General features: G+C 68.8%; 10 protein-coding genes. All 10 read right to left on the bottom strand.

The features are described from left to right. Nucleotides 1-278: 278 nt before the first annotated feature. On the bottom strand, nt 279-1,046 hold the full coding sequence (locus tag GBG68_RS12670; RefSeq protein WP_152147919.1) for a GNAT family N-acetyltransferase: 768 nt from the start codon (nt 1,044-1,046) through the stop codon (nt 279-281). 153 nt (nt 1,047-1,199) lie between these two features. Then, on the bottom strand, nt 1,200-1,688 hold the full coding sequence (locus GBG68_RS12665; protein WP_152147918.1) for an Hcp family type VI secretion system effector: 489 nt from the start codon (nt 1,686-1,688) through the stop codon (nt 1,200-1,202). A 76-nt stretch (nt 1,689-1,764) separates the two neighbouring features. Further along, the gene (gene tssH, locus GBG68_RS12660; RefSeq protein ID WP_152147916.1) at nt 1,765-4,404 is read right to left on the bottom strand and encodes a type VI secretion system ATPase TssH; all 2,640 of its coding nucleotides are present in this window, start codon (nt 4,402-4,404) and stop codon (nt 1,765-1,767) included. A 6-nt stretch (nt 4,405-4,410) separates the two neighbouring features. After that, nucleotides 4,411-5,424: a type VI secretion system baseplate subunit TssG gene (gene tssG / locus GBG68_RS12655; RefSeq protein ID WP_152147914.1), complete on the bottom strand. Its 1,014-nt coding sequence runs from the start codon at nt 5,422-5,424 to the stop codon at nt 4,411-4,413. Then, a complete protein-coding gene (gene tssF, locus GBG68_RS12650) occupies nt 5,388-7,214 on the bottom strand; it encodes a type VI secretion system baseplate subunit TssF (RefSeq protein ID WP_152147911.1) in 1,827 nt (608 codons plus the stop codon). The genes tssG and tssF overlap by 37 nt, the downstream gene beginning before the upstream one ends. Beyond that, the gene (tssE, locus tag GBG68_RS12645) at nt 7,207-7,698 is read right to left on the bottom strand and encodes a type VI secretion system baseplate subunit TssE (RefSeq protein WP_152147909.1); all 492 of its coding nucleotides are present in this window, start codon (nt 7,696-7,698) and stop codon (nt 7,207-7,209) included. The genes tssF and tssE overlap by 8 nt, the downstream gene beginning before the upstream one ends. Then, a complete protein-coding gene (gene tssC / locus GBG68_RS12640) occupies nt 7,695-9,191 on the bottom strand; it encodes a type VI secretion system contractile sheath large subunit (RefSeq protein WP_193222333.1) in 1,497 nt (498 codons plus the stop codon). Before tssC (GBG68_RS12640) ends, tssE begins: the two co-directional genes overlap by 4 nt. Continuing rightward, nucleotides 9,184-10,653 carry a type VI secretion system contractile sheath large subunit gene (tssC, locus tag GBG68_RS12635; RefSeq protein WP_152147905.1) on the bottom strand — a complete coding sequence of 490 codons (1,470 nt, stop codon included), beginning with the start codon at nt 10,651-10,653 and terminating at the stop codon, nt 9,184-9,186. The genes tssC (GBG68_RS12640) and tssC (GBG68_RS12635) overlap by 8 nt, the downstream gene beginning before the upstream one ends. Next, nucleotides 10,646-11,164: a type VI secretion system contractile sheath small subunit gene (gene tssB, locus GBG68_RS12630; protein WP_152147903.1), complete on the bottom strand. Its 519-nt coding sequence runs from the start codon at nt 11,162-11,164 to the stop codon at nt 10,646-10,648. The genes tssC (GBG68_RS12635) and tssB overlap by 8 nt, the downstream gene beginning before the upstream one ends. 30 nt (nt 11,165-11,194) lie before the next feature. After that, entirely contained in the window at nt 11,195-12,319 is a 1,125-nt protein-coding gene (tssA, locus tag GBG68_RS12625) for a type VI secretion system protein TssA (protein WP_152147901.1), read from the bottom strand. Nucleotides 12,320-12,543 lie beyond the last annotated feature (224 nt).

Raw genomic sequence — 12,543 nt, 5'->3', positions numbered from 1 at the left:
AGCAGCTTGTTTGAGCGTAGCGAGTTTGCTGCTCGCCCCCTTCCGGCGAGAAGCGCAGGGGAGCGCCGGGCGCAGCCCGGTGCCAAATCGTGGGCCGCCGCCGGCCGTACCCGCCCCAGGGTCCGCGCCAAGAGGGTCCGCGCCAAGCTTGCCGACCCGCCTATCACCACCATCGAGAGATCTGTTGGTTTTCCCGCCAACCCGCGAAGAACCAAAAAAAAGCCGGAGTCCTGGGAAGGCTCCGGCCAGCTTCGAGGGGAACGTGTTGTTGCTGTTGTTCAGGCGACCTTGCGGCGCGGGCCGCTGCGCTGTGGGATGAGGAAGCGGCGGGCATAGCGCTCGTTCAGGGCCTTCAGGTCGAAGAGTACGAACAGGTCCGCCACCTGGAACGCCGGGTCCCAGCAAGGCTCGCCGCAGACGCGCGCGCCCAGTGACAGATAGGCCTTGAGCAGCGGGGGCAGGCGCACCTCGGTGGCGGTGTGGGCGGCGACGGGCAGCGGCAGGCGCGGCAGTACCCGGCGGTCGCGCTCGACCATGTACTGGTCGCGCAGCCGCTCCATGATGGCCTGGGCCAAGGCGCCGCGATCGCGCATCTGGATGCTGGCGCAGCCCATGACGTAGTCGAAGTCGCCTTCGCTGATGTGGCGGGCCAGCGCACTCCAGAGCACGGCAATGGTGGCCCCGGTGCGGTAGTCCGGATGCACGCAGGTGCGGCCGATCTCCATGAAGCGCCCGGGCAGGCGCAACACATTGCCCAGCTCGAACTCGCCGTGGGAGTAGAAACCGCCGGCGCGCCGGGCACGGTCTTCGTCGAGTATGCGGGTGTAGCCCACCACCGCGCCGCTGGCCATGTCGCGCACGATCAGATGCTCGCAGTGCTCGTCGTAGGCGTCCTGGTCCAGGCCCGGCTCCCGGGCGTGCAGCATGGCGCCCATCTCCTGGACGAAGACCTGGTAGCGCAGTTTCTGTGCTTCGCGGATCTCGTGGGGGGTCTTCGCCAGGCCCGCCACCAGGTGGCGCTTGCCTTGGTTGGTGTTGATCGCCATTGCCGCTCTCCGTGTCTTTCGCTCTCTTGTGTTGAGGCACACGGTACGGTGGGCGCATGTCGCTTTGGTGACAGGCGGATGAAGCTTGTTTGACGGCGGGCTGGGCGCTTGTCGTGATGCTCCCGGGGCGGCAGGCCGCCCCGGGGCATGCGATCAGCGTTTGTTGTTGGTGGCGGTGTCAAAGCCCACGGCCACGGCGGCCAGCGCATTGCCGTCCTCGTCATGGGGCGTGTATTTCACCTCCAGGTCGACGAAGCTGATGGTGATCTGCTCGGAGGGGCGGCCGGTTTCCTGGCTGTTGGCGTTGACCGAGTAGTGGCTCATCAGCGCGTTCTTCAGGGTGTACTCCATGTAGGTGTCGGTGCCGGAGCCCGAGCCGGTCTTGGTAAGGTGGATCACCACATCCTTGCCGGTGCCACAGCAGGTTTCCATGAAGATGTTCGGCGTGGCGCTGTCCATGCGGCGGGTGACGATCAGATCGCTGATCTCGGCATTGGCCGATTCCCGGTCGTTCTGGGTGGAGGTGGCGGAGGTGATGCGCCGGTCCACGCCCCACTGGATGCTTTCCAGATCCAGCCATTCCTCGTGGTTGCTGTCCGCGCATTCACCCTTGATGCCGTCGTAGTTCATGAAGATGGACATCGTTGCTTTCCCTTTTCAGATGTCGTGGTAACGAATGCGGGCTCAGGCGGCCCGCGGCGATGGAAATCGGTACGGTTCAGGCCGGGGCCGTGTCGGGTTGCGTTGCCGAGCCCGAGTTTGAAGCCCCTCCGACACTGGTTTCTGCTTCCACCAGCAGCTTCCCCGCCCGGTAATCGAGCCGCAGCGCGCCCGGGGTCTCCCCGACGGCGGCGCGGCGCAGCAGGTGGCGGGAGAGCCGCGGCAGTAATTCCCGGTTGAGGAGCGCCGTGATCTGTCGCGCCCCGGTATCACCGCTGTGGCAGCGCTCGCTGAGATAGCCGATCAGCGCGTCGCTGTAATCCAGCGGCACCCGCCAGGCCTCGCGTACCCGCGCCTGTATGGCGGCGAGTTGCAGGCGGGCGATGTCCCGCAGCTGCTCGGCCGCCAAGGGTTGGTAGGGGATGAGGTGTAGCCGTCCGAGAAAGGCGGGGCGGTAGCTGCGGCGCAGGACGGGGGCTATGGCATCCAGCAGGGCCTCCGGCGTGGGCCGTTGGTCGGCGCTCTCGCACAACTGGCGGATTTCTTCGCCGGCGCTGTTGCTGGTGAGCAGAATCACCGTGTTGCGGAAATCCACGTCGCGCCCCTCGCCGTCGCGCAACATGCCCTTGTCGAAGACCTGGTAGAAAATATCCTGTACGCCCGGGTGAGCCTTTTCCATCTCGTCCAGCAACACCACGCCGTAGGGGCGGCGGCGCACCGCCTCGGTGAGCAGGCCACCTTCGCCGTAACCCACGTAGCCCGGCGGCGAGCCCATCAGCAGCGAGACCTTGTGCTCTTCCTTGAACTCGGACATGTTGATCACCGTCAGTGCGCGCTCGGAGCCGTAGAGCTGCTCGGCCAAGGCCAACGCGGTTTCGGTCTTGCCCACCCCGCTCGGCCCCAACAGCATGAACACCCCCAGCGGGCGGCGGGGATCGGCGAGCTTCGCCCGCGCCGTCTGCATGGCTTCGCTGATTCGGGTGAGAGCTTCGTCCTGGCCGCGCACCCGCCGGCGAAGTGCCTGCTGTAAATCCAGCACACCCTGTATCTGCTCGGCCTGCATCCGGCCTACGGGAATGCCGGTCCAGTCCGCCACCACCCGGGCGACCAGGGCCTCGTCCACACAGTCGAAGAGCCGGGACTGCTCGCCCTGCAGCGCGGCCAGTTCCGCGCGGGCGAGGCGCAGCTGGGTACGGTGCGCCGCGTCGTTCGTCGGGTCCTGCTCCAGTTCGCAACGCAGCTCGCCGACCCTGCGCAGCAGCTCTCGCGCCTTTTGCCAAGCCTGCTCCAGCCTCCGGTGCTCGTGCTCCAGGGTGTCGATCAGCCGGCTCAGTTCCGTCAGCCGCGGCTGGTGCGCGCCGGTCTCGTCCTGTTCCCCTTGCAGGCGCTGGCGCTCGGCTCGGGCATCGGAGAGGCGGGCTCGGCAGCTGAGCAGTGCGGGCGTCGGGTTGTCGCGGCTCAGTGCCGCCCGGGCGCAGGCGGTGTCCAGCAGGCTCACGCCCTTGTCCGGCAGCAGCCGCCCGCTGATGTAACGCCGGGACAGGCGCACGGCGGCGTGCAGGGCCTCTTCCAGGACGGGCACCTGATGATGCTGCTCCAGACGGGGGGCGAGGCTGCGCAGCATCAGCAGGGCGCGCGCATCGTCCGGTTCCTCTACCTTCACGAGCTGGAAGCGGCGGCTGAGGGCGGCGTCGCTTTCCACGTATTGTTTGTACTCGCTCCAGGTGGTGGCAGCGATGGTGCGCAGCTCACCGCGGGCCAGGGCGGGCTTGAGCAGATTGGCCGCGTCGTTGCCGCCGGCGGTATTGCCCGCGCCGATGAGGGTGTGCGCCTCGTCGATGAACAGGATCACCGGCGGTACGGCGTCCTGTACGGCGCTGATGATGTGCTTGAGGCGCTGCTCGAACTCGCCCTTGACCCCGGCGCCGGCCTGCAGCAGGCCCAGGTCCAGGCTGCGCAGGCTCACCCCGGCCAGCGCCTCGGGCACCTGGCCGGCGGCGATGCGCAGGGCCAGGCCCTCCACCACGGCGGTTTTCCCCACGCCCGCCTCGCCGGTGAGAATGGGGTTGTTCTGTCGGCGCCGGCAGAGCACATCGATGATCTGGCGGATCTCCTCATCGCGGCCCGGCACCGGGTCTATGGCGCCGGTGGCGGCCCGGGCGGTGAGGTTCACGGTGTAGCGCTCCAGCGCCGCGCGCGCCTCGTTCCGGTGGGCCTTTTCCGGTGCGCTCTCAGCGGCCTGATCGGGCGCGGGCCGGCAGTGCGCGCGCAGCGCATCGCTGGCCAGTGCGTTCAGGCTGGGCGACAGCGTGGCGAGCCGCGGGCGCAGGGCGGGGTTTTCACGCAGGGCGAGCAGCAGATGCGCCGGGCGTATTCGCAGACTGTCGAATTCGCTGCAGGCCAGCAGCCAGCCTTCGAAAAGGGCGCGGCCGAGTTCCGGGGCTATGCGGGGAAAGCCATGCTCCACAGCCCGTAGCCGATCGAGGGTCGCCTCCACTTCCTGGCGTGCCCGCGCGGGGTCAACGCCGGCTTGTCGGCAAAGGGTGTTCAGTTCGCCCTCGCGCTCCCTTAGGCCGGCGTGCAGCCAATGGGCCGGTTCCACCTGGGCGTGGCGGTGGTTGGCGGCCAGTGCCACGGCCTGTTCGAACAGGCTGTGGCCCGGGGCGTCCAGGCGCTCGATCAGTTGCTCCAGTTCCATATCGGCTCAGGGTCCTTCCGGTGGGGTGGCGATGGGCGGGGCGGCACTGCGGGGCAGGCGGGCGCGGGCGACAAGGTCGTGGCCATGGCGTCCGTGCAGCCAGCCGTTGAGGCCCAGCCGCGGGCGTCGGGCGAGACCGCGTGCCGCGTGCCGTTGGTCGCGGATTCGCCAGTGCAGCCGTACCTGCAGCTGGGCGGGCAGGTAACTGTCGATCAGCTCGCGCATCAGCTTGTGGCGCGGGCTGCCGGGCAGCAGGGCTTCGTAGTCGGCATGGCTCAGCGGGCCCAGGTGTATGTCCACCGTGCCCTGAAGGTCCCAGCTGCGCCGGCCCGCCAGCAGACCGTCTCCCAGGCAGTGATTGGCCCGGCCCAGGCGCAGTCGGTCCGCGGCCGGAATGGGTAGCCAGCGGCCGGCGTAGCCGCGCACCGTGACGGGCAGGCGCAGCAGGTCGTTCAGCATTCGCTCCAGCCCCGCCGCGCAACGGGTGTGCTGGCTGTAATGCCCGCTGTAGTGGAGACGTGGGGCGCTGTACCTGCCGGGTGGCACACCTGCCACGGCGCCCAGGGTGCGGCTGAAGGGGTCGGAGCCCGGGCGCTCGGCGCCCTCCAGGACGATGGGCAGCCGGTACCGCGCCCAGACGCGGTAATAGAGGCTGAGCAGGCGGTGGTTGAACAGGTCCAGGAAATCCGCCAGGGCCCGTTCCCGCTGACGCAGACCCTGCACCACCCGGGTGCTGTAGTGGCGGGGAAGCACGCCGCCGGGGCCGGTGAGCCCCAGCAGATTGACCCATATTGTGCGGCGTTGGCCGTCGCCCTGCAGGTGCTCCACGGCGCGGGCGGGGAAGGCGGCGCTGTTGTGCACCCGCAGCTGCACCGCCTCCCGGTGCGGCGGGCCGTCCTCGCCCAGCGGGCGGCAGCCGTGCAGGGCCCGGCCGCGCGCCTGCAGGCGGCGCAGCAACTGGAAGAATTCCCCCGGAGGTGGGCTCAGATCAGTGTCTGCGTGCCGCTGCGCACCGGCCATTCGCTGAGCGCCTCCCGCGTGTGCTCGTCGTGCACGCTCAGTTGCACGTAGGTATTGATGGAGCAGTGCCGGGCGAAGAATTCGCTCAGCACCGCGCTGAACAGATACAGGCCCGCGCCGCTGTATTGACCCTGTTCCACCCACAGGCGCAAATGGATGCCCTGACAGATGGCGCTGTGGCCCTGATGGCGCACCCGGGTGCTGCCGGTGCGGGCCTCCAGCGCGGTGATGCCGCGTATCAGCGCGCGGGTTTCGGCGCTGTCGCGACGATCATGCAATGCGAGGGTCTGGCACAGGGTGTCCAGCCCGCCCGGGCCGGTGAAGTTCTGCAGCGCCAGCCGGCCCAGTAGCTGCCGGCGGCTGGCGCCATCCAGCGGCGGGCGCAGGGCCGGGCCGGGTGGTGTGAGGCAGCGCACGCGCAGGGGCGCGGCCTGTTCGAGAAAATCCAGCGCGGGCTGGCCACCGCCGAAGGGCAGCTTGGCCGGCAGGTCGCGATTGCTGCACAGGGCCTGGCCGCCGATGACCCAGTGTGGGTCCGGATCGTGCAGGCGTCCCTCCCGGTCCACCAGCCGCAGGTGGTGTTCGCAGCCCGCACTGGGTGTGCCGGCGTAGTACTCGCTCAATTCTCGTCGAAGCTGCCAGTACACCGGTGCGGCGTCGTTTTCGCTGCCGTGGTGGGCGCCGTAACAGGGCAGCAGTTCCAGCCGCCGGCTGTCCCGGTCATAGGCATGCAGGCTCAGCAGGCGATGGATGTCCGCCCAGCGTTGCTGGCCGCCGTCCACGCTCAGGCGCGCTTCGAAACCCAGTTCCGCGGCGGGCAGGGGCTCCAGATCCGCCTCGAACAGATTGACGATGGGGGTGCAGCCCAGCTGCAGCGTGTCGGCGTCCACGCCCTGCAACAGCTCCTCATGGGCGTCATCCAGATGGATGTAGAGCTCAGCCCGCTGCGCCAATCCCGCCCAGGCGTCGGTGGGCAGATTCAGATCCACGAACAGGAATTTCTCCGGCCAGGCGAAGAACTCGGTGAGCAGGCGCTGGGCGTCCGACGCGCGGCCGTCCAGGGGCAGTATGGCTTCCACGTCGCTGTAGCCCACGGGGCTGAGGCAATCCGGTGGCAGGAACAGCGCATCCGGGTCGTCCGGGTGCCGAGCCAGCGCCACGGAGGTGACGCGGCTGAGCAGGTATTCGTGCAGACGCAGGCCGAGCTGAGCCTGGCCATGGATGAAGAAACGCAGCCGGCGCGGCGCGCTGTCGGCCAGGACGGTGTCGCCCAGGCTCTGCAGGCGAAGCCGCAGCACGGCAAGGCTGGCGCGGGCGCCCTGGGGTGATGGCGGGCTGGGCGCGCGGCAGGGCAGGCCCTGACAGTGCGCCGCGGTGACCCGCAGCGGGGGCAGGTCCACCGGGTAGCAGCTGCGGAATTCGCAGCGGGCCGCGGGATGGTCGTCGGTATAGAAGCGTGTGCCCGCCGCCAGGTGGTGGGTTTCGGAGTTTTCCACTTCAGGTTCCAGCCGGACGATGGCCAGCGACGGCAGGGGCAACTGGCTTTCCGGGTGGAGCACGTCCAGCAGGCCTTCGGTGAGCTCAGGGAAGCCGGCGTCCAGCTCGTGGCGCAGGCGGGCGCTGAGCAGCGCGAAGGATTCGATCAGACGGCTGACGTGGGGATCTTCTACTCGATGAGCGTCCAGGCGCAGATGGCCGGCGATCCGCGGATGCTGCTGCGCGAACTCGGCGCCCTGCCGGCGGAGGTAGGCCAGTTCCCGGTTGTAGTAGGAGAGCAGGGCGTCATCCATGGGCCGGTTCTCGCAGGTTTATGTCCTGGTCGGGGCCGCGCAGCCGGGAGTCGAAGCGCAGCCGCAGGGGCTCGGGTTCGGCCAGCAGCAGGGCGCTGATCTTCAGATACAGAGTCCGCTCGTGCTCCTCGCCCACCGGGTCTATGAGTACCCGCACGTCGCGCAGGCGGCTCTCGCAGCGCTCGATCAGGTCTTGCACGGCCTGGCGAAAGCGCTCCCGTTCCTCGTGGTTGCCCAGGCGCACGCTGCCGAAGTCCGGCAGCCCGTAGCCCAGCAGCGAATGCTGCAGTTCGGCGTGGGACGAGGGCGCCACCGGGTGAGGGCGGCGGGTGTTGAGCAGGTTCTCAAGATCCCGGCGCAGCGCCTCGCGACAGGCGGCCAGGCTCTGGGCGGCATCGGGCGGGGACAGGTTCTCGGTCTGCTCGGCGCAGAGCCGATCGAGCAATGAGGCCTGCGGGCCCCGGGGGCGGTCTGTGGGGCTCATGGCTGTTTCCCTGCGGCGGGGCTCGCCGCTGTCGGGCCGCCGTGTTGCGGGTGACCCACGTTCAGCTCGGTGACCAGGCGGATGCTGGAGACCAGCTGGTCGAGCTGGAAATGGGGCTGGAGGTGGATCACGCAGTGGTAGTGGCCGGGTCTTGCGGCCTGCTCCCGCAGTTCCACGCGGCTGGCGGCAAGCGGGTACTTGGCCTTCAGCGCGGCGGAAGCGTTGTCGCCGGCGGTGGTGTAGCGGTTCAGCCAGTTTTGCAGCAGGCGCTGGCAGTCGGTGGCGTTGCTGAAGCTGCCGATCTTGTCGCGGCCGATGAGCTTCAGGTAATGCCCGAAGCGCGACACACAGAGCATGTACTGGATCATGGCCGAGAGGCGGGCGTTGCTGGTGGCGATTCCGGCGCCGAAAGTCGCTGGGCTGTGCAGTGAACTGTTGCCCTGGAACACGGCCCGGTGGCCGCCGGGCTGGGCGCACAGGGCGATCAGACCGCTCTCGCTGAGCTCCCGTTCGCTGCGATCGTCCAGGATCAGTTCGGTGGCCAGGCGTGGGGCGATGCCGCGGCGGTCGCCTTCGAAGGGCAGCCGGGGCAGATCAGCCACCACGCCGCCTGCGCCGTGGGGCTGTTCGGCGCCGCGGATATCGGCGAACCAGCCGCTGTGTACGAAGGCGCGGATCAGCACCGCCCCGAAGGCGTAGGCGGCGTTGCCCCAGCAATGCGCATTGTGGGTCTCACTCGCCTCGCGGTAACGGAAACCGTCGCGACGGCTGCCATCGTCACGCCAGGGCGCGCGCATGAGGATGCGGGGCAGCACCAGGCCGATGAAGCGGCTGTGCTCGTCGCGGCGCAGGGCCCGCCAGGGGCGGTAGGCGTCCTGCTGGAACAGCGCGTCCGGGGCGGGGGGCTGGGGCAGCTCCGACCAGGCGTCCAGCCCGAGCAGACGGGCATCGGCGCCGGCGATGAAAGGACAAAGGGCGGCGGTGGCCACCCGGGCGAGTTCCGCCATCACCGTGGTGTCGGCGCTGCGCACGCCTGGGCGGGGGCGGTGGCATAGCTGATAGTCGCCCAGCAGCACGCCGAAGGGCTCACCGCCGGGCGTGTCGAATTCATCGCTGTAGAGGCGACGGAAGATGTGGCTTTGATCGAATTCGATGGCCCGGGAGAGATCCCGGGCCAGCTCCGCCCAGCTGCAGTCCAGCAGCTTGATCTTCACCGTGCCGCGCCGCTCGCTGGTCGCCTCGGTGTCCACCAGGCGACGCAGGCCCCGCCAGGAGGCTTCCAGTTGCTGAAAGCGGGGCTGGTGCAGGATGGCATCCAGTTGCCGGCCTAGCAGCCGGTCCAGTCCGGTGAGCAGGCGCGCGATGCGCGCCTGCCGCGGCGCGCCGGCCGCCCGTCGCCGGGGAACGAGGGCGAGAGGCGCCTCGCTGTCGGCGGCGGGCGGCTGGTGCAGGGCCCGGGATTCTCGCAGGGCGGTGTGCACCGGTTCAGCCACCGATTTCCGGAATGCGCGCAACCATGCGCAGGGAACTGCTCAACTCCTCGAGCTGCAGCCAGGGGCGTAACCAGGCCACCGCGTTGTAGCAGCCGGGCTTGCCGGGAATGGGCCGGACCTGGATCTTCGCTTCCCGCAGGGGGTACTTGGCGCGCATGTCCTGGCCGCTCTGTTCGCTGGCGTTGACGTAGTTGTTGATCCAGCGGTTGAGCCAGGCCTCCATGTCCTCGGCCTCCATGAAGCTGCCTACCTTGTCCCGGGCCATGACCTTCAGGTAGTGGGCGATGCGGGCGGTGGCCATGACGTAGGGCAGGCGTGCGGAGATGGCGGCGTTGGCGGTGGCTTCGGGACGGTCGTAGGTTTTCGGTTTCTGCGCGCTCTGGCCGCCGAAGAACACCGCGTAATCGGTATTCTTGTAGTGGGACAGGGGCATGAAGCCCAGGCCGCTCAGTTCCGCCTCGCGCCGGTCGGTGATGGCGATCTCGGTGGGGCATTGCACGGCGATGTCGCCATCGTCGGTGGTGGTCAGATGCACCGGCAGGCCGTCCACCCGGCCGCCGCCCTCGGCGCCGCGAATGGCGGTGCACCAGCCGTAGCGGGCGAAGGCCTGGGTGAGTCGGCCGGCCAGCATGTAGGCGGCGTTCATCCAGCTGTAGTCGGCGTTTCCCGGGAGACGGGCGGGCTCCAGCTCCTCGAAGTCGAAGGCCTCCACCGGGCGGGTCTCGGCGCCGTAGGGCAGGCGGCTCAGCACCCGGGGCAGGGTGAGGGTGACGAAGCGGGAATCTTCCGATTCGCGGAAGGCGCGCCACTTGATGTACTCGGCGGAGTCGAAGATCTTCGCCAGATCCCGGGGGCGGGAGAGTTCGCGCCAGTCGCTGAAGCCGAACAGGGCCGGGTCGGCGGCGGAGAGGAAGGGGCAGAAGGCGGCGGCGGCCACTTGGGAAATATTGCCCAGTAGCTCCAGATCATCCGGGTGGTTGCCGAACTCGTAATCGCCCACCAGCGCGCCGTAGGGCTCGCCGCCGGGGGAGCCGAACTCGGTCTCGTAGAGCTTCTTGAAGGTCTGGCTCTGGTCGAATTCCACCGCCCGGGAGAGATCCTTCGCCACCTCCTTCTTGCTGGCATTGAGCACCCGGATCTTCAGCGAGGTGCCGGTTTCGCTGTTCATCACCAGATGGTTCAGGCCGCGCCAGGAGCCCTCCAGGCGCTGGAAGGCGGGCTGATGCATGATCTCGCGAAGTTGCTCGCTGATCGCCTCATCCAGCGCGGCGATGGCCTTGCGGAAGGTGACGCTGAGGTTCCGCTCCCAGCTGACCGTGCCCTGCAGCGCCTGGTCGGTGAGGGTGCGCAGCAGTCGGCGGGCCTCGCCGGCGTCGGTTTGGCGGGTGGCGCGCACCGCCTGGTCCAACAGGCTGGGCTGCGCTGGCTGTGCGTGTTGTTCGGCCGCTGCTGCTTCAGGCATCGTCCTGCTCCTTGTCCGTGTCCTTGTCCATGGCGGCGGCCAGTTCGCTCAGATCGGCCTGGTTGGTAAGCACCCGCTCGATGATGGCTTCCAGTTCCTCGGAGCGGTCGGTCTTGGTGGCCAGATCGCGCAGGCGGTTGCGCGCTTCCAGCAGCCGGCGCAGGGGCTCGACCTGCTCCACCACGGCGGCGGGTTCGAAGTCCGCGAGGGATTCGAACTTGAGGCTGACGGCGAACTCGCTGTCGTCGCCCTTGAGGGTGTTGGGCACCTTCAGGTTCAGCCCCGGGCTCATGCTGGCCAGCACCTGGTCGAAGTTGTCCCGGTCGATCTGGACGAAGCGGCGATCCTTGAGGGGTTTGAGCGGGGCGGCGGCGTCGCCGGAGAAATCCCCCATCACGCCCATGACGAAGGGCAGTTCCTTCTCCACCATCGCCCCTTCGGTCTCGACCTCGTAGCTGATGTGGACGCGGGGCTTGCGCACCCGCTTGAGCTTGTCGTGTATGCCGGCCATGTGTGCTTCCTTGCCTTGCTGTGGGTGAAATCAGGTGCGTATGCCGGTGAGGGTGCGGTACTTCTTTCGCGCCCCCTCGTCGGGAATGAGCTCGGCGAGCAACTCGGGCAGCGGCAGCTCGCTCCAGTAGACGGCCTGCTCGATGGCGTAGGACACCGGTGAGTGGGGCTCGCAGCGGCGGAACCAGGCGGCGCTCTCGCGCAGACGGGCCAGGGCGCTCTGGCGATCGGTGACCCGGGTGTCGGGCGCTGTGGCCGCTGCGGTGAGTGAGGGCTCGGAATCCGGCTCCTGCGCTTCGTCCGCCGGGCTGTTCAGGCGCTCGCCGGCCAGATAACGCAGGGTCTGCAGGCCGCCCTTGAGGGTGTCCTCTATGCGGGAGGCCGGCAGCGGGTCCTCGGGGCAGTATCGATCCACCACGGTGCGAAATTCTTGATAGGCTGCCAGGGCGCGTTGCAGTTCACGGTGCAGGCCGCGGAAGAACGCCGGATGGGTCTCGCTCACCGCCTGGTCGATCTGGGCGCGGCTGGTGTGGCCGCGCTGGCTGCGCGACTCCCGCCGGGCCGGGTCCTTGACCCGTTCCAGTTCGAAGGCCTGCTCGCACTGCCAGGCGGAATAGGGGGCGGGGCTGTGGCCCTCGGTGAAGTGCACGGCCTTGAGCGGCGCGATCAGCGCGCCCTCACTCCCCAGACCATTGAGCCCGGCGAGGGCGGCCAGCTGCCCCGCCTTGCCTTCGTCCTCGTCGGGGCGCGGGTGCAGGGCTTCACCGTGGTTTCGGATCAGGCCGCCGGCCAGCTCATAGGCCCAGGCGAAGCCGGCATAGCCGTGGCAACGGGTCATGGCCTCGATCAGCCAGGCGCAGACCTCCAGATCCTTCGCCTGGTTGCCGAGGATTCCCAGCGCCGGCGCGATCAGCGTTTGCCAGTCACGGGGCTGGATGAAGGCCGGCTCGCCCTCGGCGAGTGCCTGGCGCTCACGGTTGCGCGCTTCGCCGCGCAGGTCCCGCAGGCGCTGGTAGGGGGATTGGGCCGATGCGTCCTCACGCGGATCCGCGCCGGTGGGGGCGTCCGCCGACAAGGGGGCGATGAGCGGGTTGATGTCCGGCAGAACATGCGCTGCGCATGCGGGTGCCGGCTGCGGTGCAGCTGGATGTGCCATGAGTCCCTTCTGGCCTGCGGGCAAGCTTCCTGTCGCCCTGGTTCTGATTGTTGGTGGCTGGCGCTTGTGTGGACCGTCCTGGTCGCGCCGCCTTTATCTATTCGAGCCCTAATGTGACGGCCAAGTCAAGCCCGGGAAGCGTTGATTGGTTCCCGGGGGCGTTCGAGGCTCTGGAAGGGTCGCGGCCTTGGCCGCCAACAAGGCTGACAGCCCTGGGCCATGTG

The sequence above is a fragment of the Alkalilimnicola sp. S0819 genome, assembly GCF_009295635.1.
In the GTDB taxonomy this organism is placed as follows: Bacteria; Pseudomonadota; Gammaproteobacteria; order Nitrococcales; family WHIW01; genus S0819.
The sequence above is the reverse complement of the archived record's forward strand: the minus strand, read 5'-3'. Positions and strand labels throughout refer to the sequence as shown.

Excerpts from the sequence above, each read along its gene's own strand:
- GBG68_RS12670 (WP_152147919.1), bottom strand. The coding sequence starts at position 1,046 with ATGGCGATCAACACCAACCAAGGCAAGCGCCACCTGGTGGCGGGCCTG.
- GBG68_RS12665 (WP_152147918.1), bottom strand. The coding sequence starts at position 1,688 with ATGTCCATCTTCATGAACTACGACGGCATCAAGGGTGAATGCGCGGAC.
- tssH (WP_152147916.1), bottom strand. The coding sequence starts at position 4,404 with ATGGAACTGGAGCAACTGATCGAGCGCCTGGACGCCCCGGGCCACAGC.
- tssG (WP_152147914.1), bottom strand. The coding sequence starts at position 5,424 with ATGGCCGGTGCGCAGCGGCACGCAGACACTGATCTGAGCCCACCTCCG.
- tssF (WP_152147911.1), bottom strand. The coding sequence starts at position 7,214 with ATGGATGACGCCCTGCTCTCCTACTACAACCGGGAACTGGCCTACCTC.
- tssE (WP_152147909.1), bottom strand. The coding sequence starts at position 7,698 with ATGAGCCCCACAGACCGCCCCCGGGGCCCGCAGGCCTCATTGCTCGAT.
- tssC (WP_152147905.1), bottom strand. The coding sequence starts at position 10,653 with ATGCCTGAAGCAGCAGCGGCCGAACAACACGCACAGCCAGCGCAGCCC.
- tssB (WP_152147903.1), bottom strand. The coding sequence starts at position 11,164 with ATGGCCGGCATACACGACAAGCTCAAGCGGGTGCGCAAGCCCCGCGTC.
- tssA (WP_152147901.1), bottom strand. The coding sequence starts at position 12,319 with ATGGCACATCCAGCTGCACCGCAGCCGGCACCCGCATGCGCAGCGCAT.